The following is a 25,190-nucleotide window of genomic DNA, read 5'->3' on the forward strand; positions in this document are numbered from 1 at the left end:
TGCTCGCCCACGCTGTAGGTCATCAGCACGCGGCGCTGTATCGCCGCGATTATGCCTACAGCGCCAACGGCAACCTCGAGCACATTGCCGACAGCCGCCACGGCCAGCGCACCTACGGCTACGACGCCCTCGACCGACTGATTCGCGTGCGTCACTCGCGCGATGAACTGCCCGAATCCTTCGCCCACGACCCGGCCGGCAACCTGCTGATGCAGGACCGCCCGGGACCGGCGAAGGTCAAGGGCAACCGCCTGTTGATGCAGGGCGACCGCCATTACGACTACGACGCCTTCGGCAACCTGATCCGCGAACGTCGGGGCCACGGTCAGACCCTCGTCACCGAATACCGCTACGACTGCCAGCACCGCCTGATCGGCCTGACCCGCCCCGACGGCCAAACTGCCCGTTACCAATACGACGCCTTCGGCCGGCGCATCCGCAAAACCGTCAACGGCATCGCCACTGAGTTCTTCTGGCAGGGCGATCAACTCGTCGCCGAAAGCAGCCCAACCCAGTACCGCAGCTTCGTCTACGAACCCGGCACCTTCCGCCCCTTGGCCCTGCTCGACGGCAAAGGCCCGAAAAAAGCCTGCCCGTTCTACTACCAACTCGACCACCTCGGCACCCCGCAAGAACTCACCGACTACAGCGGCGAAATCGTCTGGTCGGCGCAATACGACGCCTACGGCAAAGTCGCCGCCGTGACCCTGGCCGGCGAAGAATACCTCGACCAGCCGCTGCGCTTTCAGGGGCAGTACTTCGATGCGGAAAGCGGACTGCATTACAACCGCCATCGGTATTACGACCCGAGGTTGGGAAGGTATCTGACCCCGGATCCGGTGAAGCTCGCGGGTGGGTTGAATCAGTACCAGTACGTGCCGAATCCGACGGGGTGGGTGGATCCGTTGGGGTTGACGTCCAGTTGTCCGCCGCCGAATAAGCCTGGGTGTGCAGTGCCGGGTGGGATTGGTGGGGCTAAGGTTGATGAGGGAACGCCCAAGGTTCCCGCAGCGAAGCATGAAAACCACTACCTTTATCGTGGTGATGATCGAGAGCCTTGGGAGATTTTTGAAGCAGGGTTTGAACCGTGGGGCGAAAGTACAGATTTATATTTGCATGCTCTCGACAATAAAAGTCCTCCTAGCTGGTTCGTGGCCACGTCCACATCAGAAAAAGAGGCAATGAAATTTGCAACTGGCCATGGATTCGCTGATGGATACATTTATGTCCTCAAGAACATTCGCGGCATCAACGTCAATAAAGAATTGGGAGCCATGTCGCCACATCGCCGAGAGGTAGAGATCGCCTTTCCGGGCGGGATCAATAACAGGGACATTGTCGGAGCTACCCCCGTTACCGAAAATGGCGAATACATCGGATACTCCATACCCAACCCTTACAGGAAATAGTCGTGAAAAAAATAGAAATCCAAATCATAAAAAACCAAGTCCAACAAACCGCGACCTTAGAGGTAGACAGAAAAACAAGAACACTCATCTTCTCTACCCATGACGGTTTAACAAAAAAACATACCGCCGAAGATCTTTATCAATGCTTTGGCTTACTCAGAGCGGATTTCCCCGAGATTACGTTTTTGTGCAAGGGTGCAAAAATAAATGTCCACCCGTCCCGTATGTCGTCACAAATGTCAGCAGGGTTGGTCGCCTACGAAGTCAGGAAGGGATACCCGACCGACGAGGACGATGTCGTACGCATTTTTGATTACGAAGAAAACGATTTAACAAACGACATAAAAAAACAGGAAAACCACTACAAACTATGGATTGAGTCAATCACCCCTACAAACCGTTTATCTACCGAATGCTAGACGGTGAGAAAAAGAAACCTATTAAAGCTGCAATCAACGGAGATCAATAATGGAAAAGACTCAAATAACCATAATCATCAACGGAACCAGGGAACAAGCGACCTTAAAACATGACGCTAGCAAAGGAATCATAAAATTCTCCATGCGCAATGGATTTAGAAAACAATACGAGGCTAGCGATCTTTATCGATGTTTGGCGAAAATCCGCGAAGACCATCCTGACATAGTATTTTTATGCAAAGGCGCCAAGCTTAATGTAACTCCATCAACAATGTGTTCCCAAATGAGCGGCGGCATTATTGCCTACGAATTAAAACCTGGCAAATCCGCAACCTTCGACGACATAGTGCAAATATTTGCTTACGAAGAAGAAAACTTATCTAGAAACCTAGAAGAACAACAAGCTTACTATAAGGAGTGGGTTGCCCTTACATTAGAAGCACGTCGAGCGAACCGAAGCCCAACTGATGGCTCGATAAAATAATAACCCAACATACCAATTATCGGATGACTTTAGAGCACTAGGACTCTAGGAAACTCACAGAATATCGAACCGATACTACAACGCAGAGAAAATACTCCGCCAGGATACTTTATCTTGACAGGACTCGTATATGACAAATGAAGACTTCCGAGAACTCTTTCAATTCTTGGGTGCCTATTTTCACGAAGATTGGATGTGTGAATCCAATCTAGCGGACGAGATTGTAAACTCATTCATAAATGACTCTGCGCTCAAAACGATAGAGGTTGTTGCAAAAGAAATTCAAAACCTATTGGATTTAAAATTAAGTGAAACCGTTTTGAGAGATTTCCTGTTGAAAGAAATCGGATGTAGCTATTGCTACTGGCATGAGTGGCAGAGCGGAGAGCAATGGCTCAGACACGTAGCTTTCAAGCTACAGCAGACGTGATAATCAACCGAAAGACGCTTCAAAGATAGTTTCTATTGAGGCTCAGCGACTCACTAAAACAGAAAGCCCGGCAGCGCTACCGGGCTTATATATCTGCAACTAATGAGCGCTACGATCTAGCGTACCGAGCCCGGGTTTGCCGCAATGTGAAGTCGTTTCCCGACCTGTTCCGACCATCACCGAGCCTAAGAAGCAGCGTCACTATTTAAAATCCACATCAAACGCCTGATAAAACGCATTCCCGGTATTGGCGACGATCCACATCAGCACAATGACGTGATGCCCCTTCTTGTTCGCAGGCAGTTTCACTTCGTGGTCGACTTTGGCCTTCAGCTCGTCCGCATGGCTGTAATACGGCACTTGGGGATAGAAGTCCTCGAAGAAGGGTGCCGCTTCCAGTTGCGCGCGGGTAATGCGTTGCTGTGGATCCCAGCCATCCTTGGTGATCAGCCAACGATATCCGCGGGTGGTGTGCGGTGCGGTGTAGACCCAGCTGACCTTGAAGATCTGGCCCGGATCGACGTTAAGCAGCGGCCAGGTGAACGGGCGAGCGAGCTTGGTGCTCATCTCGGTATGGGTGTAGTTCACGCAATCGCGTGCATCGGTCTTGCCGCCGCTGAGAATGTAGCCGTCGGCTGGCGGCGCGACGCTGTCAGCGTCTGTGTCGAAGGGCTGCGGGAACGGTCCGGCCGCCAACGCCGGAAAGTTCTTGCCACCTTCCATTTCGTTGACTTGCCAACCGCCGAGCAAGCCGAGGTCAATGGCCACTGCGCCGCGACTCGCTGGCGAAATAACGCGACCGTGTTTCAGTTGGGTCTGTGCAATTGCCTGATTCATGTTTTTCACTCCGTTGATTTAAGAACCCTCCTTCCCGAGGAGAGGCCTTCAAGCTAACGGAGGCAGTTTTTTTGTCCATCGGCGCTTTTGTCGCAGGTTGATCGGCCGGAAAGGCAGATCGCCGAAAACACTGGATGGATAACCAGTTACTGCGGAGACTTCGCACTCGTTATGTAGCTAATCGCGTACACGTTGAATTGATGAAATCGCGCCTGAATGATTCAAGCCAGTTTTGCCTGATACTCCTTTTCGTATTGCCCGGCGAGTTGCACTTTCTGTTTTTCGTCGAGCAGCTTGCCGGCCATCTGGAAGAATTTATGCTCTTCCTCCTCAAGGTGATGATGGACCTTGTCCGACAGTTTTTTTGCCGTGGCCAACCATGCAGGGCTCGACATCTCGGTTTCGTCGAGTTCTTCCATCATCTCGTCCATTTCATGGTGCTCGGCGATGGCGTGGCGGCTCAGATCAACGCCTTCGTCAATTTCCATCAACGGAATGTAGAAGTGCCGCTCTTCTGCGGTTTCGTGCGCTTGCAGTTCAGCTTTCAGCTGTTTGTAGGCTTCGACCCGCTCAGGGCTGTCGCCGCTGGTCGCGATGAGCGCCTTGGCGTAAGTGCGCTGACGCTCGTGGCTTTCGCGCAGGGCTTCAAAAATATTCAAGGGAGCTTCCTCATCAATCGCACTCAGGGAAAGGCGCGATAAAGCCTAGACCGCAGCGCTTGATTAACGGTTCCGCTTGTTTATCGAGGGGCTTGGAGGCGCCTGCCCGGACACGGTAGGCTGGGCGTTCAATTACACAAGGAAGTCACGCATGAATTTGCGCATAGAGTTGACGCAGAACCCTACCGAGGAACAACGCAGCGCGATTCTTGCCCCGTTGCGTGCGCACAATGTCGCCAATGCCGGGCCGTCTACCTGGGAGCCTGTCGCGCTGCTGGTGCGCGACGAACAGGACGCGATTCTCGGCGGCCTGTATGGGCACACGTTTTACCGCTGGTTGTTCATTGAGCTGCTGGCAGTCCCGGAACAGGGGCGCGGCCAGGGTATCGGCACCAGACTGATGCAGATGGCCGAGGATTTTGCCAGGGAAAAGGATTGTGTCGGAATCTGGCTCGACACGTTCTCCTTTCAGGCGCCCGGGTTTTATCGGAAGGTGGGCTACAGCGAATGTGGCGAGATTGCCGATTATCCACTGGGGCACAAGCGGCATTTCTTCCAGAAGCGGCTTATCGGTTGAATGTTCCGCCGCCTTCGCGAGCAGGCTCGCTCCACAGGTTCTGTGGCATTCACCTATGTGGGAGCGAGCCTGCTCGCGAAAAGCGCCAGCCGCTTCAGCACCTGATCAGAGACAGGTTGCCAGAGCCGCCAAACGCCGCTTGGCGACGAAATCATCCTGCTGGGCGTAGTAGTTCAACGTTGTGCCGGATGCCTCGGTGATCACATCGACAAACGATTCTGCCGAACGCGTATACACCGTCGTGCCGCCCGGCTTGCGCGGTTCCAGATAGGCCGCCGCATCGACGCCAAATACCGCTTCGTCCTGCCAGCCGAACTGCACGCACTGGGCGACGACTTTCTCAGGCTTGTCCGAGGTCAACACCTTGTAGGGGCTCTTGGTGCGAGCATCGTCCATCACCGAACCTGCGCAACCGGCCAGCAGGACCGTCACCAGCGCTACCATCAGCATTCGCATTGCATTTGCTCATTCAGAAAAAAGCGGACTGTAGCACTGCAAAGCGAGAATTCGTTCTGCTTTACTGTTTTTATACGGCCACCGGTCCCACGAGGAAAATACATGGCGCCTAGCGACCAGCGACATGAACACGCGCTGAAACTGTTTCTCGACGCGCACCCCGAACTGCGCGAAGCCCTCGACCATCTCAATCCGCTGCTGGCCCAGGCCAAGGGAGAAAGCCAGGCGCAATACCGCGAAGAACGCCTGCATGAAGCGTTTGAAGCCGAGGCGGAGAGTCAGGGGTTGTTTGCGTGGGAGCTGACGCTGCAACTGACGGCTGGTTCGCCTGAGGAATATCAGGCGCAGCGTCTTGAGGTACACCGGGAAGTGGCAGAGATGGCGGGGATGGACTGGCTCGAATATTGCGACTTGTACGGCAGCACCCCATAGGCCCCCCACCAATGGGTCATAGGCAACGTGGATTTCGCGGCGCGACTGATAAAGCTTTATGATGCCCGCAGTTTTGCTGATCGAGTCCGTCATGAAATTCGCCATTGCGCTGTTTTCCGCCGCCCATGCGCCCTCCTCGCGCCGTGCCCTGCTGTTTGCCCAGGCCGCGCTGGCCGGGGGGCATGAGATTGTCCGGCTGTTCTTTTATCAGGACGGCGTCTTCAACGCCTGCGATGCAGTGGTAACGCCGCAGGACGAGCTGGACTTGCCCAAGCAGTGGCGCAGTTTTATCAGCGAACAGAAGCTGGACGGTGTGGTGTGCATCGCCGCCGCTTTGCGCCGTGGTGTATTGAATGAAGAAGAAGCCAAGCGTTACCAGCGCGAGGCGATTTCACTCAGCGCGCCGTGGGAATTGTCCGGCCTCGGCCAACTGCACGACGCCGTGCAAGACGCTGATCGCCTGATCTGCTTTGGAGGTGCATAAGATGGCCAAGTCGCTGCTGATCATCAGCCGTCAGTCGCCGTGGTCCGGCCCTGGCGCTCGCGAAGCGCTGGATATCGTGCTGGCCGGCGGCGCCTTCGATCTGCCGATCGGCGTGCTGTTTCTCGATGATGGCGTGCTGCAACTGGCCGCCGGACAGAACGCCAAGGCCCTGCAACAGAAGGACCTCAGCGCCAACCTGCAAGCGCTGCCGATGTTTGGTGTCGAGGAGCTGTTCTATTGCGCCGAAAGCGGCAACGCTCGCGGACTTGGAAAACGGTCGCTGGACGACGCACAGCCGCTGACCACCGAGCAAATCACCGCCCTTATTGACCGTTACGACCAGGTGATCACCCTCTGATGTCGACTTTGCATGTGTTGTCCCATTCCCCGTTCGGCGATGATCGCTTGAACAGTTGCCTGCGTGTCATCGGCAGCGCGGATGCATTGCTGCTCTGCGGTGACGCGGCCTATGCGTTGCAACCGGGCACGGCGCCATTCGCTGCGCTGCAAGCCTGTGCGCGCAAACGCTACGTCCTGGCCGAAGATGCCCAGGCGCGCGCCATCGAGATTCCCGACTGGGCCGAAGCCATCGACTACCCGGCCTTCGTCGCACTGTCGATTCATCACGACAAGGTCAACAGTTGGCTATGAATCGCATGACCGTAGGCGGCCGTACCATTGAACTCGACAAGGACGGCTTTCTTGTCGAACTGAGCGACTGGTCGGCCGAGGTCGCCAGCGCCCTCGCCGCTGCCGAAGACCTTGAGTTGACGCCCGAACACTGGGAAGTCCTCGAACTGCTGCGCAGCTTCTACAAAGAATTCCAGCTGTCGCCGGCCACGCGGCCGCTGATCAAGTACACCGCGATGAAGCTCGGTCCTGACAAAGGCAACAGCCTGCACCTGAACCGACTGTTCAAAGGCACCCCTGCCAAACTCGCCGCGAAACTGGCGGGCCTGCCCAAACCGACGAATTGCCTATGACCGACTATCCAGCGCTGACCCTCGACACACCCGCCGAACACCCGTTCGCGCAATTCGTGCGCATCCTTGGCAAGGGCAAGCGCGGTGCCCGCGACCTGACCCGAGCCGAAGCGCGGGAAGCCATGGGCATGGTGCTCGACGACAAGGTCGAGGACACCCAGCTCGGCGCCTTTCTGATGCTGCTGCGGCACAAGGAAGAAAGCGCCGAGGAAATGGCCGGTTTCACCGAAGCCCTGCGCGAACGCTTGCAGGCGCCGGCGCTGAACGTCGATCTCGACTGGCCGACCTACGCCGGCAAGAAACGCCATCTGCCGTGGTATCTGCTGGCGGCCAAATGCCTGGCGCAAAACGGCGTGCGTATCTTCATGCACGGTGGCGGCGCACACACGGCCGGACGGCTTTACAGCGAGCAATTGCTCGGCGAGCTGAACATCCCGTTGTGCCGCAACTGGCAACAGGTCGGTACCGCGCTGGATAATGGTGGCCTGGCCTTTATGCCGCTGGTGGATTGGGCACCGCACTTGCAAAAAATGATCGACCTGCGCAATACCCTGGGCCTGCGCTCGCCGATCCACTCGCTGGCGCGGATTCTTAATCCGCTCGGCGCACGTTGCGGGCTGCAAAGCATTTTCCACCCCGGCTACCAGGCGGTGCATCGTGATGCCAGCGGTCTGCTCGGCGATACGGCGATTGTGGTCAAGGGTGATGGCGGCGAAATCGAAATCAACCCGGACGCCACCAGCCATCTCTACGGCACCCGCGGCGGTCAGAGCTGGGATGAAGAATGGCCACAGTTGTCAGCGCAACGCCACGTCAAACCCGCATCGCTGGACATCGAACAGTTGAAAGCCGTGTGGCGCGGCGATGTCGTCGACAGCTACCCGCAAATGGCCTTGATTGCGACCATGGCCCTCGCCCTGCGCGGCCTCGGTCAGGATCGTGAACTGGCCTTTGCAACCGCCGAGCAGTATTGGGCGGCACGCAACACATCGATCTAACCGATCATTAACGCCCGATCTTTGCGCTTTTTGTTCGAACTCATCGGAATAGACTCGGCTCCAACGATTATTGGTTTACGGAGTCTTGATCATGGGTTTACTCGTCGATGGCCACTGGCAGGACAAGTGGTATGAAAGCAGCAAGGACGGCGCGTTCCAGCGCGAACAGGCGCAACGCCGCAACTGGGTGACCGCTGACGGTCAGGCCGGGCCGAGCGGCGAAGGCGGTTTCGCCGCCGAAGCGGGGCGCTATCACCTCTACGTGTCCCTCGCCTGCCCTTGGGCGCACCGCACGCTGATCCTGCGCAAACTCAAAGGTCTGGAAAGCCTGATCGACGTATCCGTGGTCAGTTGGTTGATGCTGGAAAACGGCTGGACCTTCGACAAGGCGCTGGGCTCGAGCGGCGACCGTCTCGACGGTTTCGACTTCATGCACCAGCGTTACACCGCTGACACGCCTGACTACACTGGCCGCGTCACGGTGCCGGTGCTGTGGGACAAAAAGCTCAAGCGCATCGTCAGCAATGAATCGGCGGAGATCATCCGTATGTTCAACAGCGCGTTCGATGGTCTCACCGGCAATGATCTGGATTTCTACCCGGCGCCGTTACGCAATGAGATCGACGCGCTGAACGAGCGGATCTATCCGGCGGTTAACAACGGTGTTTACCGTGCCGGCTTCGCCACCTCTCAGCAGGCCTATGAACAAGCCTTCGATGAAGTGTTCGCCGAGCTGGATCATCTGGAGCAACTGCTGGGCGCCAATCGTTACCTGAGCGGGGAATACCTGACTGAAGCCGATGTGCGCTTGTTCACCACGATGATTCGCTTTGACGCTGTGTATCACGGGCACTTCAAGTGCAACCTGCGGCGCATTGCCGACTATCCGAACTTGTCGAACTGGCTGCGCGAAATGTATCAGTGGCCAGGGATTGCCGAGACGGTAGATTTCCAGCACATCAAGCATCACTACTACGGTAGCCACAAGACCATCAACCCGACCGGGGTGGTGCCGAAGGGGCCGGAGCAGGATTTCACCGTGGCGCATGATCGGGCGCGGTTGAGTGGGCAAGGGGTTTGGCACCGGGGTTGATTCCAGACAAGCGTGAGTTTCAAGGCCCCTTCGCGAGCAGGCTCGCTCCCACATTGGATTAGTGTCGTGCACAAATCCCCTGTGGGAGCGAGCCTGCTCGCGATGGCAGCGACTCGGTTCTCAGACCTGCGCCTGAGCCCCTTCAAACCACGCCAGTTTTTCGCGCAACTGCACCACTTCCCCAACGATCACAAGCGTCGGCGCATGCACTTTATGCTCCGCCACCAGTCGCGGCAGGTCGGCCAGCGTGCCGGTGAATACTCGCTGATTGACCGTGGTGCCTTGCTGAATCAGGGCCGCCGGGGTATCCGCAGAACGGCCATGCTTGATCAACTGCTCGCAGATGATCGGCAAGCCCACCAGGCCCATGTAGAACACCAGCGTCTGCGCCGGAGCCACAAGGTCCGCCCATGGCAGATCGGTTGAGCCGTCCTTCAAATGGCCGGTGACAAACCGCACGGACTGCGCATGATCGCGATGAGTCAACGGAATCCCGGCATACGCCGCGCAACCGCTGGCCGCCGTGATTCCCGGCACCACCTGGAACGGAATGCCGTGGGCCGCCAGTTCTTCGATCTCTTCGCCGCCACGACCGAAGATGAACGGATCACCGCCCTTCAACCGCACCACGCGTTTGCCGGCCTTGGCCAGGTCGACCAATTGCTGGTTGATCTGATCTTGCGGCACGGCGTGTTCGGAACGACGTTTGCCGACGTACACGCGCTCGGCGTCACGACGGCACAACTCCAGAATCGCCGGCGCCACCAGACGGTCGTACAGCACCACATCGGCTTGCTGCATCAAACGCAGCGCACGAAAGGTCAACAGATCCGGATCGCCCGGCCCGGCACCGACCAGATAAACCTCGCCGGTGGTGACCATGGGTTCACCATCCACCTTGGCTTGCAACAGGCGTTCGGCCTCGGCGCCCTGCCCGGCCAATTGCCGGTCGGCGATCGGCCCCTGAAACACATCTTCCCAGAAGCCACGGCGCTGCTGCACATCCGGAAACAGGTTTTTCACCTGGTTGCGAAAACGCGCGGCAAGTCCGGCCAGTTGACCGTAGGTCGAGGGAATCCAGGTTTCGATCTTGGCGCGAATCAGACGCGCCAGCACCGGCGCATCGCCGCCGCTGGACACTGCAATGATCAACGGCGAGCGATCGACAATTGCCGGGAAGATCACGCTGCACAACTGCGGCGCATCGACCACGTTCACCGGCACGCAACGTCGATGCGCATCACTGGAAACCTGTGCGTTAAGCGTTTCATCGTCGGTGGCGGCGATGATCAGCGCGCAACCGTCCAGATCCGCCTCCACGTAACCGCGCAACAGGCACTCGCCAGCGGAGGCGACGACCAGTTCGCGCAGTTGCGTTTCGATTTCAGGTGCGACCACCCGCAGCAGCGCACCGGCATCGGCCAGCAGGCGGGATTTGCGCAAGGCAATCTCCCCCCCGCCGACAACCAACACACGACTGCCGCGCAGGTTGTGAAACAGCGGCAGATATTTCATTTAACCGATGACCTCAAGGCCGCCCATGTACGGCTTGAGCACGTCCGGGACGCGGATCGAACCGTCGGCCTGCTGATAGTTTTCCAGCACGGCAACCAGGGTACGGCCGACCGCCAGGCCGGAACCGTTCAAGGTGTGCACCAGTTCCGGCTTGCCGGTTTCCGGGTTGCGGAAGCGCGCCTGCATGCGACGGGCCTGGAAGTCGCCGCAGTTGGAGCACGAGGAAATTTCACGGTACTTGTCCTGGCTCGGAATCCACACTTCCAGGTCGTAGGTCTTGACCGCGCTGAAGCCCATGTCACCCGTACACAGGGCCAGGGTGCGGTAAGGCAGACCGAGCAGTTGCAGGACTTTTTCGGCGTTGGCGGTCAGGCCTTCCAGCGCTTCCATCGATTGCGACGGCTCGACGATCTGAACCATTTCAACCTTGTCGAACTGGTGCTGGCGGATCATGCCGCGAGTGTCGCGACCCGACGCACCGGCTTCGCTGCGGAAGCACGGGGTGTGGGCGACGAACTTGATTGGCAGCAGTTTCGAATCGACGATTTCGCCGGCGACAATGTTAGTCAGCGACACTTCGGCAGTCGGAATCAGGTACAGGTCGGCTTCGCCTTCGCGAGCGATCTTGAACAGGTCTTCTTCGAACTTCGGCAACTGGCCGGTGCCTTGCAGTGCCGGGGCTTGCACCAGATAAGGCGTGTAGGCCTCTTCATAGCCATGTTCGTTGACGTGCAGGTTGATCATGAACTGCGCCAGTGCACGGTGCAGACGGGCGATCGGGCCACGCAGCAGAGCAAAGCGGGCGCCGGACAGCTTGGCGGCAGTCTCGAAGTCCAGCCAGCCGAACTTCTCGCCCAGGGCGACGTGGTCTTTCACTTCGAAATCGAATTGAGTCGGGGTGCCCCAGCGGCGCACTTCGACGTTGTCGTCTTCGTCTTTGCCGACCGGAACCGACTCGTGCGGCAAGTTCGGAATACCGAGCAGGATCGAATCCAGTTCGGTCTGGATCGCGTCCAGCTCGACTTTACCGACACTCAGTTCGCCCGCCATGCGCTCGACGTCCGCCATCAACGGCGCGATGTCTTCGCCGCGCTGCTTGGCCTGACCGATGGATTTGGAACGCGCGTTACGCTCAGCCTGCAGTGCTTCGGTGCGGGTCTGGACGGTCTTGCGCTGTTCTTCCAGCGCTTCGATGCGCGCGGTATCCAGGGCATAGCCACGGGAAGCCAGGCGGTCCGCTACGTCCTGAAGGTTGCTACGTAACAGTTTGGAATCGAGCATGTCGGTTTCTCGTTATCAAAGTTTGGTCAGGGACAGGCCAGCCCACGTCGCGAGCAGCCCGCCGAATACGCTGAGTGCCGCGTAGCCCAGGGCCAGCAACACCTGCCCACTTTCGAGCAGGCGCACCGTATCCAGTGAAAAGGATGAAAAAGTCGTCAGCCCCCCGAGGAAGCCGACCATCAACCCGGCACGCACCTCGATCGGCACCTCCGGGCGTATCAAAAACAGGCCGTACAACACGCCAATCAGCAGACAGCCCACGATATTAACGGCCAGCGTCGCGGTATAGAAGTGCCGCGGCCAATTGGCGCTGACCCAATTGCCGGTGGCGAAGCGCAACAAGGTGCCGGCCACGCCGCCGACCGACACCGCAACGATCAATGGAAGCACTATTTTCTCCGCTGCCGAGGGCTTAAACGGTCGAGTTGGGCAAGGTGGTTGAGCTTCTCGCCGATCTTCAGTTCCAGGCCACGCGGCACCGGTTGGTAGAACGGGATCGGCTCGAGTTCTTCCGGGAAATAATCTTCACCGGCGGCGTAGGCATCCGGTTCGTCGTGGGCATAACGGTATTCGTCACCGTAACCCAATTGCTTCATCAGTTTGGTCGGCGCGTTGCGCAGGTGCAGTGGCACTTCCAGCGAGCCGTGTTCGGCGGCGGCACGCAGGGCGGTTTTGAAGCCCATGTACACCGCGTTGCTTTTCGGCGCGCAAGCCAGGTAGGTGATGGCCTGCGCCACGGCCAATTCACCTTCCGGGCTGCCGAGACGCTCCTGCACTTCCCACGCCGCCAGGCACAGACTCAGTGCGCGCGGGTCGGCGTTGCCGATGTCTTCGCTGGCCATGCGCACCACGCGCCGGGCCAGGTACAGCGGATCACAACCACCGTCGATCATCCGCGCAAACCAGTACAACGCACCGTCGGGATTGGAGCCACGTACCGATTTGTGCAGCGCCGAGATCTGGTCATAGAACGCTTCGCCGCCCTTGTCGAAACGCCGCCGGGTGTCGCCGAGCAGACTTTGCAGCAGCTCGGTGCCGATTTCGCTGTTGTCTTCGGCCAGGTCCGAGGCGTTTTCCAGCAGGTTGAGCAAGCGCCGGCCATCGCCATCGGCGGCTGACAGCAGCATCTGGAAGCCTTCGTCGTTGAGCGTCAGGTTGCGCTTGCCCAGGCCGCGCTCTTCAGTGAGCGCGCGGTGCACCAGTTTACGCAACGCCGCTTCGTCGAGGCTTTTCAGCACGTAGACGCGCGCGCGCGACAGCAGCGCGTTGTTCAATTCGAACGAAGGGTTTTCGGTGGTGGCGCCGATGAAGATCAGCGTGCCGTCTTCAACATAGGGCAGAAACGCATCCTGCTGCGACTTGTTGAAGCGGTGCACCTCGTCGACGAACAGAATCGTGCGCTTACCGTACTGGCCGGCCTGCTGTTTGGCGATTTCAACTGCCTGACGGATTTCCTTGACCCCGGCGAGCACCGCCGAGACCGTTTCGAAGTGTGCATCGGAAACTTCCGCGAGCAACCGCGCAAGTGTGGTCTTGCCCACACCCGGTGGTCCCCAGAAGATCATCGAATGCAGGGCACCCTGCTCCAGCGCCTCGCGCAGAGGCTTGCCGCGAGCGAGTACGTGCTCCTGACCGACGTACTCATCCAGATTGGTCGCACGCAAACGCGCGGCCAGCGGCTGGGCTATCGGTGCACTGCGAAACAGATCCATCACGTAGCGTTGAAACCTCTATTTGAATACCAGGACCAACATTAAACCCTGTGGGAGCGGGCTTGCTCGCGAATGCGGTGTGTCAGTTGGCACGTGAATAAACTGATACACCGCATTCGCGAGCAAGCCCGCTCCCACATTTGGAATGGTGGTTATTCCTGGATGACGTCGGCACCCTTGGGGATGTCGAACTTGAACTTCGATGCCGGTACCGCTTCGTTGGCTTTCACCCCGGTGAACAGGATATTGGTGCGTTGGCCAACGCTGTCAATCAGTTGCATGTCATTGAGCAGACCGTTGCGAAACGACAGGCGCAGGTTGTCGAACAAGGTGTCCTTGGTCTTCGGCTTGAGGGTGAAATCGATCACGCCGCCCGCCTCTTTCGCGCTGATATCAAAGCTCTGGCTGATCTTCGACACGTCGCCGGAGAGCAGCAATGCCGGGGTCTGGGTCAAGCGTTCGTCGAGCTTTTTGATGGTCGCCTGTTCCAGGTCCGGGTCCCACAGGGTGACTTTCTTGCCATCGGAGACCATGGTCTGCTCGGCCGGGGCGTTGGTGTGCCAGTAAAACAGGCCCGGACGCTGCAGGGTCATGTTGCCGGTGGTTTCCTGCAATTGCGTGCCGCTGCCGTCGAGGGTCAGCTGCGAGAAGTTCGCGCTCAGGGTCTTGGATGTTTCCAGCAATTGGGTCAGACGGGCTACGTCTTTTTCATCGGCGTGAGCGGTGAGCGCGGTCAGCGCCAGTACTGGCAACAGCATGCGGATAAGACGCATGGGAGTCCTCTTGAATACTCGTGGGAGAGTGGCGGAACCTCATTGTCCCGCCGCTTGCTTGGCAAATCAGTCGCGCACCGGGCCTGGCGCCAGGACTTCGCGCGAACCATTGGTGTTCATCGAGGTGACGACCCCGGCCATTTCCATGGCTTCGATCATCCGTGCGGCGCGGTTGTAGCCGATCTTCAACTTGCGCTGGACAGCGGAAATCGAGGCACGACGGCTTTCCAGCACGAACTGCACCGCCTCGTCATACAGCGCATCGGCTTCAGGATCATCGCCGTCGCCGCCACCGCTGCTGCCTTCAAAGCCGCTGCCCGCCTCTTCGACACCGTTGAGGATGTCGTCGTTGTATTCCGGCGCACCGCGCAGTTTCCACGCTTCAACCACACGATGCACTTCATCGTCGGAAACGAACGCACCGTGAACCCGGATCGGCAGGCTGGTGCCCGGCGGCATGTAGAGCATGTCACCGTGACCGAGCAACTGCTCGGCGCCGCCCTGGTCGATAATGGTCCGCGAGTCGATCTTGCTCGACACCTGGAACGCCATACGGGTCGGGATGTTGGCCTTGATCAGACCGGTGATCACGTCCACCGACGGCCGCTGGGTCGCCAGAATCAAGTGAATCCCGGCCGCACGGGCCTTCTGCGCGATACGGGCGATCAGTTCTTCGACCTTCTTGCCGACGATCATCATCATGTCGGCAAACTCATCGACCACCACAACAATGGTCGGCAGTTTCTGCAGCAATGGCGCTTCGTCGTGGATGCTTTCGCGCTTGTACAACGGATCGCTCAATGGCTCGCCGGCATCCTGCGCTTCCTTGACCTTGGCGTTGAAGCCGGACAGGTTACGTACGCCCATCTTCGCCATCAATTTATAACGCCGTTCCATCTCGGCGACGCTCCAGCGCAAGGCGTTGGCGGCGTCCTTCATGTCGGTCACCACCGGACACAGCAGGTGCGGGATGCCTTCATAAATCGACAGTTCGAGCATCTTCGGGTCGATCATGATCAGCTTGGCGTCTTCCGGGCCGGACTTGAACAGGATCGACAGGATCATCGCGTTCACGCCCACCGACTTACCGGAACCGGTCGTACCCGCCACCAGCAGGTGCGGCATCTTCGCCAGGTCGGTAATCACCGGTTTGCCGCCAATGTCGTGGCCCAGCGCCAGGGTGACCGGCGACTTGAAGTTGTCGTACTCCGGCGTCGACAGCACTTCGGAGAAGCGCACGATCTGCCGGTCTTCGTTGGGGATTTCAATACCGACGGTGGTCTTGCCCGGGATCACTTCAACGACCCGCACACTGGTCACCGCCAGCGAACGCGCAAGGTCTTTCGCCAGGTTGGCGATACGGCTGACCTTGACGCCGGCGGCAGGCTGAATTTCGTAACGGGTAATCACCGGACCCGGGTGGATCGAATCCACGGTGACCTCGACGCCAAACTCCTTGAGCTTGATTTCGAGCAGATGGCCGACCGCGGCCAGGGATTCCGGCGAATAGTTGAGCTGTTTCTTTTCCGCAGGATCAAGGATCGAGATCGGCGGCAAGGTGCCTTCGACAGCGCTGTCGACAAACAACGGCGCCTGTTTCTCTTTCTGCACGCGCTTGCTTGGCTCGGGGGCTTTGGCCGGGGCTGGCGCAATGACCGGCGGGACCTGCTTCTCGCGATCGGACATGTGCTTGCTCAGGGCTTGCTCACGCTCGATCAGGCGCTCCTTGACCTTGGCCTGCTCACGCTTGTCGGTGACGGTCGGCGCGACCACGTCGTGCACGCGGTCATCGACCTCACGCAATTGCGCGACCAATTGTTTGCGCTCGGTGCGCGCCGTCCACCAGCGGTTGAGCGCGCTCTGGAACAATTCGAACAGGTCGAGCGTGATCTTGCCGGTGATGTCCATCACCTTGAACCACGACAGATCGGTGAACACCGTCAGGCCGAACAGGAACAGCGCAATGAACAGCAACGTGCTGCCCTGAATATTCAGCGCATTCTTCGCCAGGTCGCCAAGGCTTTCGCCCAGTGCCCCACCGGCGCCGGCCGGCAGACCGGTCGCGGCATGGAAATGGATGTGGGCCAGCGCAGCCCCGGACAGCACCAGAAATACCAGGCCGATCAGCCGCCAGGAGAACAGCCAGCCGCTCCACTGCCATGGCTCGTGGCGCTGACGGAAGATCTGATAGGCCTTGATCGCCAGCAAAAGCGGAAAGATGTAGGCGAAGTAACCCAGCACCATGAACAGGATATCGGCACTGTAGGAGCCCGCCGGGCCGCCGAAATTCTGTACGTCGTCGATCTTGCTGTTATGACTCCAGCCCGGATCGTCCTTGCCGTAGGTCAGCAAGGCCATCATCAGGAACAGACACAACGCGCCGATGGCGATCAATGCACCTTCCTTGAGCCGGTAGTGCAGTTGCTGACGCCAGAGCGGAACGACTGTTTTTGGTGCTTCGGTGGATTTCTTCAAAACGCTTCTTTTCCTGCGCCCGAGGCGCGTCCATCTATTGAATGACAAAAAACTGCCCAATCCAGGCAGGTAAAAAGTAAACGGGCACAACCGAGACTACTTTTAACACTGTGCGGCGGCTTTTATAAACACAGCGATAGGCGCGGCGCGCAGCAAATATCTGTAACAGCCCGGCATTGTACGGGTTTGTACGAGCGTTACCATGCTTGCAGCCCAGTGTTGAGCATAGCCAAGCGTACACAAACTGCGGTCCAATTTGATCATGCATTGTCTTTTGTGACAAAGGCTTATGAGGTGTATTTGATGAACGTAGCGAAGCCTGCGACCGCGTCCCGCTTGCCACGCTGAATCGGCACGCACGCGATGATCGCTTACGACCACAGCCGACACCCCAAGTTGCACCACGATGCAGGTGCAGGCAGGCTTGCATGCAGGACATCTCGGGCGATTCGCGGCACACTCGCTCCCGGGACCAAAACACCCCTGACCGCCCTCCCCTTCTGCAAAGCCTGGATGCCATGCTGACTTGGTTACAACGTAATTCACTGACTTTTCCACCACTGGAAAAGGCCATGCGCGACCCCAACGGCCTGCTCGCCGCGGGTGGCGACCTGTCCGCCGATCGGCTGATACAAGCTTATCGCCACGGCTGCTTTCCGTGGTTCTCAGAAGGCCAGCCGATTCTCTGGTGGTCGCCTAATCCGCGTACGGTGCTGTTTCCCGACGAACTGCACGTTTCGCGCAGTCTCGGCAAATTGCTGCGCAAGCAGCGTTACCAGGTGACCTTCGATCAGGATTTCGAGGCCGTGATCCGCGCCTGCGCCGCGCCACGGGATTACGCCGACGGCACCTGGATCACCCAGGCCATGCAGGACGCTTACGTTGAATTGCACCGACGCGGCTTTGCCCATTCGGTCGAGGTCCGCGATCAGGGCGAACTGGTCGGCGGCCTGTACGGCCTGGCGATGGGCCAGTTGTTTTTCGGTGAATCAATGTTCAGTCGCGCCGACAACGCCTCGAAATATGGCTTTGCCACGCTGGTGCAGCACTTGAAGGACTCCGGATTCGTGCTGATCGATTGCCAGATGCCAACCGATCATCTGCACAGTCTCGGCGCCCGGGCGATTCCGCGCCAGGAATTCGCCGACTATCTGGCCCGACACCTGGATCAACCCAATCGCGCGACCTGGGTTTGCTGAGCGACTTTGGCGCGCGTGGCTTACACTTAATTCACCAGCTTATCCCGAGGGTTGATCATGACCGAGTTGGCGCGGTTGAAGTTCTATGCCACTCAGCCTCACTCTTGCAGTTATCTGCCCGAGGAGCAGGCCACGACCCTGTTTCTCGATCCCAGTCAGCCCATGGATGTGCATGTCTACGCAGACCTGTCGGAGATGGGCTTTCGTCGCAGTGGCGACCATTTGTACCGGCCGCATTGCCAGAATTGCAATGCCTGCGTGCCTGCGCGCATTCCGGTCGCGCAGTTCAGCCCCAATCGCCAGCAGAAGCGTATTTTCAAACGCAACGCCGACTTGCAGGTACGCCCGGCCAAGCCTCAGTTCAGCGAAGAGTATTTCGACCTGTACCAGCGTTATATCGAACAACGTCACGCCGACGGCGATATGTACCCACCGAGCCGCGATCAATTCTCGACTTTTCTGGTGCGCGACCTGCCCTTCTCGCGGTTCTATGAGTTCCGACTCGACGGACGGTTACTCGCGGTGGCGGTGACCGATTTGCTGCCGAACGGTTTGTCGGCGGTGTATACCTTTTACGAACCCGAGGAAGAACGTCGCAGCCTTGGCCGTTTCGCCATCCTCTGGCAGATCGGCGAGAGCCGGCGCCTTGGCCTCGAAGCGGTCTACCTCGGTTACTGGATCAAGAATTGCAAAAAGATGAATTACAAGACGCAATATCGGCCCATCGAACTGCTGATTAATCAGCGCTGGGTCGTCCTCAACTAATCCCACCGCCTAAACCCCTTGGCGTAAACCCCATTTTTCGGGCACAATGCACGCCGCTTTTGCCTGGCGCAGTTGCACCGGGCCATTCATTGGATACCGAGGGCTTTACTGCATGTCGAAAGAAGACAGCTTCGAAATGGAAGGCACTGTCGTCGACACCCTGCCCAACACCATGTTTCGTGTGGAGTTGGAAAATGGGCACGTCGTAACCGCGCATATTTCCGGCAAGATGCGCAAGAACTACATTCGTATTCTTACCGGTGACAAAGTGCGCGTCGAGCTGACGCCCTATGATTTGAGCAAAGGGCGGATCACTTACCGCGCTCGTTAATCAAGTCAATACAGAACGCCCGGGTTATGCCGGGCGTTTTTGTATGTGCGATTTGGGTTTTGGCTTGAGTGTTGGGTGTATATCCGTTGCTGCGGTAACGGCTGCTCAGGGTTCCGCCCTTACGGCGGGTCACCTTTTCCAAACGCCGAAAAGGTAACCCAGAAGGCTTTGCCCCCGGCGTACGGCCCGCTCGCTGGGGCTCGGGGTTCCTTCGTTACGGGATCGATCCGGGCGCAGCGTCTCCGGTTTGCTTCGCTGCACCTCCTCTCGCTGTGTACGACTGCGTCGTACGGTCGCTGCGCTCCCACGCCCGGATCAATCCCGTAACAAAGCCTGCCGATGGGGCATAAGATCAAAAGCCAGAGCCAGAGCCAGAGCCAGAGCCAGAGCCAGATCAAAAGATCGCAGCCTGCGGCAGCTCCTACGGTTGGATCGTTTGTATCCGGTAGAAATATGTTGGCCGGAGGCCGCCATCGCGAGCAGGCTCACTCCTACATTTGGAATGCATACACCAGTGAGAGACAGGTCGGCTGTCAGGCCGCCTTCGCGAGCAGGCTCGCTCCCACAGAAAAGCAAAGCAGCGCAGCTGCCCGCGGCAAAGCCGCCCCACTCAACAATGAGCGTTAGCTCGAGTACCGCTCTTGATCTTGATCCACGGGCGACTTCGGAAGGCTGAGTGGAGGGATTGATCCGGGCGTGGGAGCGCAGCGACCGTTTGGCGCAGCCAAACACAGCGAGAGGAGGTGCAGCGAAGCAAACCGGAGACGCTGCGCCCGGATCAATACCGCAGCGAAGGAACCCGAGCCTGCGAGGGCCGTACGTAGGAGCAAGCCTTTTTGGTTACTTTTTCGGCGTCTGGAAAAAGTGACCCGCCGTAAGGGCGGAACCCTAAGCAGCCATCACCGCAGCAACGGATATTCACCCAAAAACCCCAAACGACAAATAACAAAAAGGCGCCCGAAGGCGCCCTCGTGATCCAAGGCCGTCAGGCCATTTCCGCGGTAGTTTCGAAGTCGAACGTCAGTTCCCCGTCCTTGATGTCGATGTGCACCACACCGCCATGCTCGGCCAGCTCGCCAAACAGAATCTCCTCTGCCAGCGGACGCTTGATCTTGTCCTGAATCAAACGCGCCATCGGCCGTGCGCCCATTGCCGAGTCGTAACCACCCGCCGCAAGCCAACTGCGCGCCGCATCGGTCACTTCCAGCAACACGCGCTTGTCTTCCAGCTGCGCCTGAAGCTCGGTAAGGAACTTGTCCACCACACTTTTGATGACCTCATGGCTGAGGCGACCAAACTGGATAATGGTGTCCAGACGGTTACGGAATTCCGGCGTGAAGCTCTTCTTGATCACTTCCATCGCATCGGACGAGTGGTCCTGATGGGTGAAACCGATCGAAGCCCGCGCGGCCGTTTCGGCACCGGCGTTGGTGGTCATGATCACGATCACGTTGCGGAAGTCCGCCTTGCGCCCGTTGTTATCGGTCAGCGTACCGTGGTCCATGACCTGCAGCAGCAGGTTGAAGACTTCCGGATGCGCCTTCTCGATTTCGTCGAGCAGCAATACGCAATGTGGCTGCTTGGTGATCGCTTCGGTCAACAGACCGCCCTGATCAAAGCCGACATAACCCGGAGGCGCGCCGATCAAACGAGATACGGTGTGACGCTCCATGTATTCGGACATGTCGAAACGCACCAGTTCGATGCCCAGCGCCTTCGCCAGTTGGCGCGCGGCCTCGGTCTTGCCGACACCGGTAGGCCCCGCGAACAGGAACGAACCGACCGGTTTGTCCGGTGACTTGAGCCCGGCACGGGACAGTTTGATCGCGGTCGACAGCGAATCGATCGCCGCGTCCTGGCCAAACACCGTGAGCTTCAGATCGCGCTCCAGATTACGCAGCAGCTCCTTGTCGGAACTGGTGACGTGTTTCGGTGGAATCCGCGCGATTTTCGCCACAATGTCTTCGACCTGCGGCACTTCGATACGCTTGACGCGCATCTCGACCGGTTGCAGACGCTGGTAGGCGCCCGCCTCGTCGATCACATCGATAGCCTTGTCCGGCATGTGCCGGTCGTTGATGTAGCGCGACGCCAGCTCGGCGGCGGCACGCAACGACTCATCGCTATATTCGATGTTGTGGTGCTGCTCGAAACGCCCTTTCAGGCCACGCAGGATACCGATGGTGTCTTCCACCGACGGCTCGACGACATCGACCTTCTGGAAACGACGCGCCAAGGCACGATCCTTCTCGAAGATGCCGCGAAATTCCTGGAAGGTGGTCGAGCCGATGCAACGAATGTCGCCAGACGACAGCAGAGGCTTGAGCAGGTTGGATGCATCCATCACGCCACCGGACGCAGCGCCCGCACCAATAATGGTGTGGATTTCGTCGATGAACAGGATCGCCTGCGGACGTTTTTTCAGCTCATTGAGCAGCGCCTTGAAGCGCTTCTCGAAATCGCCGCGATATTTGGTGCCTGCGAGCAGAGCGCCAAGATCGAGCGAGTAGACAACCGCATTGGCCAGCAGATCCGGCACCTGATTGTCGACAATGCGCTTGGCCAGGCCTTCGGCAATTGCGGTTTTACCTACGCCTGCCTCGCCGACCAGCAGCGGGTTGTTTTTGCGCCGACGCGCGAGGATCTGCGCGACACGCTCGACTTCCGACTCGCGCCCGACCAGCGGATCGATCCGCCCCTGACGAGCGAGTTCGTTGAGGTTGCTGGCATAAGCATCCAGAGGATTGCCTGAAGAAGAAGACTCACCGCCCTCGTCGTCCTGCATATCTTGTTCACCTTCAGAGTGATCGCCATGCCCAGGCACTTTGGAAATGCCGTGAGCGATGTAATTGACGACATCAATGCGCGCAACGCTCTGCTGTTTCAGCAGAAACACTGCCTGACTCTCTTGCTCACTGAAGATTGCAACCAGCACGTTGGCGCCGGTGACTTCGCGTTTGCCCGAGCTCTGTACGTGGAAAACAGCACGCTGCAGGACACGCTGGAAGCCCAGGGTTGGCTGGGTTTCACGGTCCTCGTCATGAACGGGGATCAATGGCGTTGTGGAGTCGATGAACTCCTGCAGGTCATGCTTGAGTTTGTCGAGGTTTGCGCCGCAGGCACGCAAAACGGTGGCGGCAGCCTCATTATCCAATAGGGCCAGCAGCAGGTGTTCGACGGTCATGAATTCATGACGCTTCGAACGAGCCTCCTTGAAGGCTAGATTGAGGGTGACTTCGAGCTCGCGGTTTAACATAGCTTCACCTCATACCCAAGTGGTCGGCGATTAACCGTCCTTCTCGATTTCACAGAGTAGCGGATGCTGGCTTTCCCTGGCGTACTGGTTGACCTGCATGGCCTTTGTCTCGGCGATGTCGCGGGTAAACACTCCACATACTGCCCGCCCTTCTGTATGGACGGCCAGCATGACCTTGGTCGCCAGCTCGCGATTCAGGTTAAAAAACACCTCGAGCACTTCGACGACGAAATCCATCGGTGTGTAGTCATCATTAAACAAAACCACCTTGTACATCGGCGGCGCCTGTAACGCAGGCTTTGCTTCCTGAACAGCAACGCCTGCCGAATCGTCGTCGTGCTCCTGTGGAAGATCCTTTTGGAGAAGCGGGCGATCCTGATTGAATGTTAGTCGAATCTGGCTGATTGCATGCATGGAAAGAAAGGTTCGTCAGTTGTGCAAATACAGTGGTGGGGGCGATTGCTCACGTTTTCAACTCCGACTGCCCGGTCACCTTGACTATCGGGAAAACGGTGTTACAACCAATAGAGCCCACAGTGGGTAAAAAAGATCCGCGGAGTCAATTCTTTTAACGAATTCGATTGCGGATGTCCTGGATGATACTCCAGCGATGGAGACTGTTGCAGAGGGATTTGAGCATGGCTGTCGGCAAGGTGAAATGGTTCAACAATGCCAAGGGGTTCGGCTTCATCAACACCAATGGCCGTGAAGGTCGCGACGAGGATGGCAAGGACATCGATTTCTTTGCCCACTTCTCGGCGATCGAAATGGACGGGTACAAAACCCTGAAAGCGGGCCAGGAAGTGAATTTCGACATCGTGCAGGGTCCGAAGGGACTGCATGCTGTAAGCATTAAGCCCGTAGTCATCAAACCAGCCACGGCTTCTGAAAGTGCCGCTGTTGGCGCAGCGGCTGCTGCCGCTGCCGCAACGGCCAAAGCAATGAGCTGACTGATTCCTGCCTGAATACGCCGAGCAAAAAAACCGCCTGACTCAACCCATCGAGTCAGGCGGTTTTTGTATGCCTGCGATATTTACATATGCGAAATCAACGCATCCCCAAACCCTGAAGAGGAAACCAGCTTGGCTCCCTCCATCAAACGCTCGAAATCATAAGTAACAGTTTTGGCACTAATCGCACCGTTAGTACCCTTGATGATCAGGTCTGCCGCTTCAGTCCAGCCCATGTGACGCAGCATCATCTCGGCCGAGAGGATCAGCGAGCCCGGGTTGACCTGATCCTTGCCAGCGTACTTCGGTGCCGTACCGTGAGTCGCCTCGAACATTGCCACGGTGTCGGAAAGGTTGGCGCCCGGCGCGATACCGATACCGCCCACTTCCGCCGCCAGCGCGTCGGACAGATAGTCACCGTTCAGGTTAAGTGTAGCGATGACGTCATATTCGGCCGGGCGCAGCAGGATCTGCTGGAGCATGGCGTCGGCGATAGCGTCCTTGACCACAACGTTCTTGCCGGTTTTCGGGTTCTTGAACTGCATCCACGGACCGCCGTCGAGCAGCGTTGCGCCGAATTCTTCGGCCGCCACTTCGTAGGCCCATTCCTTGAAGGCACCTTCGGTGAACTTCATGATGTTGCCTTTGTGCACGATGGTCAGCGAATCGCGGTCGTTATCGACCACGTATTGCAGGGCCTTGCGCGCCAGACGCTTGGTGCCTTCGCGGGAAACCGGCTTGACGCCAATGCCGCAGTTTTCGTCGAAACGGATCTTGGTGACACCCATTTCTTCTTTAAGGAATTTGATGACCTTGGTGGCTTCCGGCGAACCGGCCTTCCATTCGATACCGGCGTAGATGTCTTCGGAGTTCTCGCGGAAGATGGTCATGTCAACATCGCCAGGCTTTTTCACCGGGCTTGGCACGCCTTCGAACCAGCGCACCGGACGCAGGCAGACGTACAGGTCGAGTTGCTGACGCAGGGCAACGTTCAGCGAGCGGATGCCGCCACCGACTGGAGTGGTCAGCGGGCCTTTGATGGACACCACGTAATCCTTGACCGCATCGAGAGTTTCCTGCGGCAGCCAGGTGTCCTGATCGTAAACCTGGGTGGCCTTTTCCCCGGCGTAGACTTCCATCCAGGAAATCTTGCGCTTGCCGCCGTAGGCCTTTTCAACAGCAGCATCGACAACCTTGATCATCACCGGACTGATGTCGACACCAATACCGTCACCTTCGATGAAGGGGATGATCGGGTTATCAGGAACATTGAGAGAATGGTCTGCATTGACGGTGATTTTGTCGCCGACGGCTGGAACCTGAATCTTCTTGTAACCCATGCTGAACTCCATTGTTTGGATTGAACATCTGGCTTGCTTCGAGCGTAACCCAGTTAAATCAACACGCAAACCCTATGTTCCGCCACCGCGCACTTCTCGTTTCGTACAAGCCTGAAAGCAAAGGGAAAAGCGCCAAACTCCAGCATTCGTAACGAGTCTTTGCCCAGCCCTGCCCTGCGACCTTTAGACCAATGGACGAGAATCGTTGCATATGAACCATCGGCAGATTGCCAGCTACCTATGTATAATGCCGCCCGCTGACCACAGGGTCACGACGGCTGGCCTCTCTAGCACGAGACTTTCCGCCTGATTGGTCGGGTTGTTACCGCAGC

Annotated in this window: 28 protein-coding genes; 16 read left to right on the forward strand and 12 right to left on the reverse strand. The window is 58.0% G+C overall.

All coding sequences use genetic code 11. The annotated features are described in order from the left end of the window. The 4 genes from HU755_RS17570 to HU755_RS17585 all read left to right on the forward strand — a co-directional run. The coding region (locus HU755_RS17570; RefSeq protein ID WP_186634893.1) for an RHS repeat-associated core domain-containing protein at positions 1-1,409 on the forward strand (1,409 nt) is incomplete at its 5' end. 2 nt (positions 1,410-1,411) lie between these two features. Next, entirely contained in the window at positions 1,412-1,828 is a 417-nt protein-coding gene (locus HU755_RS17575; RefSeq protein WP_186634896.1) for a hypothetical protein, read from the forward strand. A 49-nt stretch (positions 1,829-1,877) separates the two neighbouring features. Next, positions 1,878-2,312 carry a hypothetical protein gene (locus tag HU755_RS17580; protein ID WP_186634899.1) on the forward strand — a complete coding sequence of 145 codons (435 nt, stop codon included), beginning with the start codon at positions 1,878-1,880 and terminating at the stop codon, positions 2,310-2,312. Between the two features lie 130 nt (positions 2,313-2,442). Beyond that, positions 2,443-2,742, forward strand: a complete 300-nt coding sequence (locus tag HU755_RS17585) for a contact-dependent growth inhibition system immunity protein (protein WP_186634902.1) — start codon at positions 2,443-2,445, stop codon at positions 2,740-2,742. Between the two features lie 201 nt (positions 2,743-2,943). Here HU755_RS17585 and HU755_RS17590 read toward each other — a convergent pair whose 3' ends face one another. Then, the gene (locus HU755_RS17590; RefSeq protein WP_186623017.1) at positions 2,944-3,579 is read right to left on the reverse strand and encodes a lytic polysaccharide monooxygenase auxiliary activity family 9 protein; all 636 of its coding nucleotides are present in this window, start codon (positions 3,577-3,579) and stop codon (positions 2,944-2,946) included. Positions 3,580-3,800: 221 nt separating this feature from the next. Beyond that, on the reverse strand, positions 3,801-4,238 hold the full coding sequence (locus HU755_RS17595) for a hemerythrin domain-containing protein (RefSeq protein WP_186551833.1): 438 nt from the start codon (positions 4,236-4,238) through the stop codon (positions 3,801-3,803). Positions 4,239-4,389: 151 nt separating this feature from the next. Between HU755_RS17595 and HU755_RS17600 the strand changes: the two genes are divergently transcribed. After that, positions 4,390-4,815: an N-acetyltransferase gene (locus tag HU755_RS17600; protein ID WP_186634905.1), complete on the forward strand. Its 426-nt coding sequence runs from the start codon at positions 4,390-4,392 to the stop codon at positions 4,813-4,815. 105 nt (positions 4,816-4,920) lie between these two features. On the opposite strand, the gene HU755_RS17605 is transcribed toward HU755_RS17600, so the two are convergent. Further along, complete coding sequence (locus HU755_RS17605) at positions 4,921-5,271, reverse strand: hypothetical protein (protein ID WP_186623005.1); 351 nt, start codon at positions 5,269-5,271, stop codon at positions 4,921-4,923. A gap of 102 nt (positions 5,272-5,373) precedes the next feature. Between HU755_RS17605 and HU755_RS17610 the strand changes: the two genes are divergently transcribed. From HU755_RS17610 to HU755_RS17640, 7 genes are all read left to right on the forward strand, one after another. Continuing rightward, positions 5,374-5,703: a DUF6388 family protein gene (locus tag HU755_RS17610; RefSeq protein WP_186634908.1), complete on the forward strand. Its 330-nt coding sequence runs from the start codon at positions 5,374-5,376 to the stop codon at positions 5,701-5,703. Between the two features lie 91 nt (positions 5,704-5,794). Continuing rightward, entirely contained in the window at positions 5,795-6,187 is a 393-nt protein-coding gene (gene tusD, locus HU755_RS17615) for a sulfurtransferase complex subunit TusD (protein WP_186623001.1), read from the forward strand. Position 6,188: 1 nt separating this feature from the next. Further along, the gene (gene tusC / locus HU755_RS17620) at positions 6,189-6,545 is read left to right on the forward strand and encodes a sulfurtransferase complex subunit TusC (RefSeq protein ID WP_186634911.1); all 357 of its coding nucleotides are present in this window, start codon (positions 6,189-6,191) and stop codon (positions 6,543-6,545) included. Beyond that, on the forward strand, positions 6,545-6,838 hold the full coding sequence (gene tusB / locus HU755_RS17625) for a sulfurtransferase complex subunit TusB (protein ID WP_186634915.1): 294 nt from the start codon (positions 6,545-6,547) through the stop codon (positions 6,836-6,838). The genes tusC and tusB overlap by 1 nt, the downstream gene beginning before the upstream one ends. Beyond that, the gene (locus HU755_RS17630) at positions 6,835-7,170 is read left to right on the forward strand and encodes a TusE/DsrC/DsvC family sulfur relay protein (RefSeq protein WP_186634918.1); all 336 of its coding nucleotides are present in this window, start codon (positions 6,835-6,837) and stop codon (positions 7,168-7,170) included. Before tusB ends, HU755_RS17630 begins: the two co-directional genes overlap by 4 nt. After that, on the forward strand, positions 7,167-8,168 hold the full coding sequence (locus tag HU755_RS17635) for a glycosyl transferase family protein (protein WP_186634921.1): 1,002 nt from the start codon (positions 7,167-7,169) through the stop codon (positions 8,166-8,168). The genes HU755_RS17630 and HU755_RS17635 overlap by 4 nt, the downstream gene beginning before the upstream one ends. A 91-nt stretch (positions 8,169-8,259) precedes the next feature. Beyond that, complete coding sequence (locus tag HU755_RS17640; RefSeq protein ID WP_186634924.1) at positions 8,260-9,261, forward strand: glutathione S-transferase family protein; 1,002 nt, start codon at positions 8,260-8,262, stop codon at positions 9,259-9,261. A 120-nt stretch (positions 9,262-9,381) separates the two neighbouring features. On the opposite strand, the gene cysG is transcribed toward HU755_RS17640, so the two are convergent. The 6 genes from cysG to HU755_RS17670 all read right to left on the reverse strand — a co-directional run bounded on the left by cysG (position 9,382) and on the right by HU755_RS17670 (position 17,017). Then, positions 9,382-10,776 (reverse strand): siroheme synthase CysG, encoded by a 1,395-nt coding sequence (cysG, locus tag HU755_RS17645; RefSeq protein WP_186634927.1) that lies wholly within the window; start codon positions 10,774-10,776, stop codon positions 9,382-9,384. Then, positions 10,777-12,057 carry a serine--tRNA ligase gene (serS, locus tag HU755_RS17650; protein ID WP_186634930.1) on the reverse strand — a complete coding sequence of 427 codons (1,281 nt, stop codon included), beginning with the start codon at positions 12,055-12,057 and terminating at the stop codon, positions 10,777-10,779. Between the two features lie 15 nt (positions 12,058-12,072). Then, positions 12,073-12,447: a fluoride efflux transporter CrcB gene (gene crcB, locus HU755_RS17655; protein ID WP_186551821.1), complete on the reverse strand. Its 375-nt coding sequence runs from the start codon at positions 12,445-12,447 to the stop codon at positions 12,073-12,075. Next, positions 12,447-13,769, reverse strand: a complete 1,323-nt coding sequence (locus tag HU755_RS17660) for a replication-associated recombination protein A (protein ID WP_186634933.1) — start codon at positions 13,767-13,769, stop codon at positions 12,447-12,449. Before HU755_RS17660 ends, crcB begins: the two co-directional genes overlap by 1 nt. Before the next feature lie 152 nt (positions 13,770-13,921). Continuing rightward, entirely contained in the window at positions 13,922-14,542 is a 621-nt protein-coding gene (gene lolA / locus HU755_RS17665; RefSeq protein WP_186551819.1) for an outer membrane lipoprotein chaperone LolA, read from the reverse strand. A 66-nt stretch (positions 14,543-14,608) separates the two neighbouring features. Next, complete coding sequence (locus HU755_RS17670) at positions 14,609-17,017, reverse strand: DNA translocase FtsK (RefSeq protein ID WP_186551818.1); 2,409 nt, start codon at positions 17,015-17,017, stop codon at positions 14,609-14,611. A gap of 518 nt (positions 17,018-17,535) precedes the next feature. On the opposite strand from HU755_RS17670, the gene aat reads away from it, so the two are divergent. From aat to infA, 3 genes are all read left to right on the forward strand, one after another. Then, complete coding sequence (gene aat, locus HU755_RS17675) at positions 17,536-18,216, forward strand: leucyl/phenylalanyl-tRNA--protein transferase (RefSeq protein ID WP_186622989.1); 681 nt, start codon at positions 17,536-17,538, stop codon at positions 18,214-18,216. A gap of 57 nt (positions 18,217-18,273) precedes the next feature. Beyond that, positions 18,274-18,981 carry an arginyltransferase gene (locus HU755_RS17680; protein ID WP_186634935.1) on the forward strand — a complete coding sequence of 236 codons (708 nt, stop codon included), beginning with the start codon at positions 18,274-18,276 and terminating at the stop codon, positions 18,979-18,981. A 112-nt stretch (positions 18,982-19,093) separates the two neighbouring features. Beyond that, positions 19,094-19,312 carry a translation initiation factor IF-1 gene (infA, locus tag HU755_RS17685; protein ID WP_002553999.1) on the forward strand — a complete coding sequence of 73 codons (219 nt, stop codon included), beginning with the start codon at positions 19,094-19,096 and terminating at the stop codon, positions 19,310-19,312. Between the two features lie 985 nt (positions 19,313-20,297). Here infA and clpA read toward each other — a convergent pair. Continuing rightward, entirely contained in the window at positions 20,298-22,568 is a 2,271-nt protein-coding gene (clpA, locus tag HU755_RS17690; protein ID WP_016775266.1) for an ATP-dependent Clp protease ATP-binding subunit ClpA, read from the reverse strand. A 30-nt stretch (positions 22,569-22,598) separates the two neighbouring features. Next, positions 22,599-22,982, reverse strand: coding sequence for an ATP-dependent Clp protease adapter ClpS (gene clpS, locus HU755_RS17695; protein WP_011334948.1), 384 nt, complete (start codon positions 22,980-22,982; stop codon positions 22,599-22,601). 224 nt (positions 22,983-23,206) lie between these two features. Between clpS and HU755_RS17700 the strand changes: the two genes are divergently transcribed. Further along, complete coding sequence (locus HU755_RS17700) at positions 23,207-23,518, forward strand: cold shock domain-containing protein (RefSeq protein WP_186634938.1); 312 nt, start codon at positions 23,207-23,209, stop codon at positions 23,516-23,518. Between the two features lie 83 nt (positions 23,519-23,601). Here the strand turns inward: HU755_RS17700 and icd are convergent, their stop codons facing one another. Further along, a complete protein-coding gene (icd, locus tag HU755_RS17705; protein WP_186622986.1) occupies positions 23,602-24,858 on the reverse strand; it encodes an NADP-dependent isocitrate dehydrogenase in 1,257 nt (418 codons plus the stop codon). Positions 24,859-25,190 lie beyond the last annotated feature (332 nt).

This window comes from Pseudomonas sp. SWRI111 (genome assembly GCF_014268555.1).
GTDB lineage: Bacteria > Pseudomonadota > Gammaproteobacteria > Pseudomonadales > Pseudomonadaceae > Aquipseudomonas > Aquipseudomonas hamedanensis.

What these genes read in the sequence shown, in the direction of transcription:
- HU755_RS17630 (WP_186634918.1), top strand. Translation starts at nt 6,835, where the DNA reads ATGAATCGCATGACCGTAGGCGGCCGTACCATTGAACTCGACAAGGAC.
- clpS (WP_011334948.1), bottom strand. Translation starts at nt 22,982, where the DNA reads ATGCATGCAATCAGCCAGATTCGACTAACATTCAATCAGGATCGCCCG.
- aat (WP_186622989.1), top strand. Translation starts at nt 17,536, where the DNA reads ATGCTGACTTGGTTACAACGTAATTCACTGACTTTTCCACCACTGGAA.
- HU755_RS17585 (WP_186634902.1), top strand. Translation starts at nt 2,443, where the DNA reads ATGACAAATGAAGACTTCCGAGAACTCTTTCAATTCTTGGGTGCCTAT.
- tusC (WP_186634911.1), top strand. Translation starts at nt 6,189, where the DNA reads ATGGCCAAGTCGCTGCTGATCATCAGCCGTCAGTCGCCGTGGTCCGGC.
- serS (WP_186634930.1), bottom strand. Translation starts at nt 12,057, where the DNA reads ATGCTCGATTCCAAACTGTTACGTAGCAACCTTCAGGACGTAGCGGAC.
- HU755_RS17600 (WP_186634905.1), top strand. Translation starts at nt 4,390, where the DNA reads ATGAATTTGCGCATAGAGTTGACGCAGAACCCTACCGAGGAACAACGC.
- tusD (WP_186623001.1), top strand. Translation starts at nt 5,795, where the DNA reads ATGAAATTCGCCATTGCGCTGTTTTCCGCCGCCCATGCGCCCTCCTCG.
- icd (WP_186622986.1), bottom strand. Translation starts at nt 24,858, where the DNA reads ATGGGTTACAAGAAGATTCAGGTTCCAGCCGTCGGCGACAAAATCACC.
- clpA (WP_016775266.1), bottom strand. Translation starts at nt 22,568, where the DNA reads ATGTTAAACCGCGAGCTCGAAGTCACCCTCAATCTAGCCTTCAAGGAG.
- HU755_RS17590 (WP_186623017.1), bottom strand. Translation starts at nt 3,579, where the DNA reads ATGAATCAGGCAATTGCACAGACCCAACTGAAACACGGTCGCGTTATT.
- HU755_RS17605 (WP_186623005.1), bottom strand. Translation starts at nt 5,271, where the DNA reads ATGCGAATGCTGATGGTAGCGCTGGTGACGGTCCTGCTGGCCGGTTGC.
- HU755_RS17640 (WP_186634924.1), top strand. Translation starts at nt 8,260, where the DNA reads ATGGGTTTACTCGTCGATGGCCACTGGCAGGACAAGTGGTATGAAAGC.
- HU755_RS17700 (WP_186634938.1), top strand. Translation starts at nt 23,207, where the DNA reads ATGGCTGTCGGCAAGGTGAAATGGTTCAACAATGCCAAGGGGTTCGGC.
- lolA (WP_186551819.1), bottom strand. Translation starts at nt 14,542, where the DNA reads ATGCGTCTTATCCGCATGCTGTTGCCAGTACTGGCGCTGACCGCGCTC.
- HU755_RS17660 (WP_186634933.1), bottom strand. Translation starts at nt 13,769, where the DNA reads ATGGATCTGTTTCGCAGTGCACCGATAGCCCAGCCGCTGGCCGCGCGT.
- HU755_RS17635 (WP_186634921.1), top strand. Translation starts at nt 7,167, where the DNA reads ATGACCGACTATCCAGCGCTGACCCTCGACACACCCGCCGAACACCCG.
- HU755_RS17610 (WP_186634908.1), top strand. Translation starts at nt 5,374, where the DNA reads ATGGCGCCTAGCGACCAGCGACATGAACACGCGCTGAAACTGTTTCTC.
- HU755_RS17580 (WP_186634899.1), top strand. Translation starts at nt 1,878, where the DNA reads ATGGAAAAGACTCAAATAACCATAATCATCAACGGAACCAGGGAACAA.
- infA (WP_002553999.1), top strand. Translation starts at nt 19,094, where the DNA reads ATGTCGAAAGAAGACAGCTTCGAAATGGAAGGCACTGTCGTCGACACC.
- HU755_RS17680 (WP_186634935.1), top strand. Translation starts at nt 18,274, where the DNA reads ATGACCGAGTTGGCGCGGTTGAAGTTCTATGCCACTCAGCCTCACTCT.
- tusB (WP_186634915.1), top strand. Translation starts at nt 6,545, where the DNA reads ATGTCGACTTTGCATGTGTTGTCCCATTCCCCGTTCGGCGATGATCGC.
- cysG (WP_186634927.1), bottom strand. Translation starts at nt 10,776, where the DNA reads ATGAAATATCTGCCGCTGTTTCACAACCTGCGCGGCAGTCGTGTGTTG.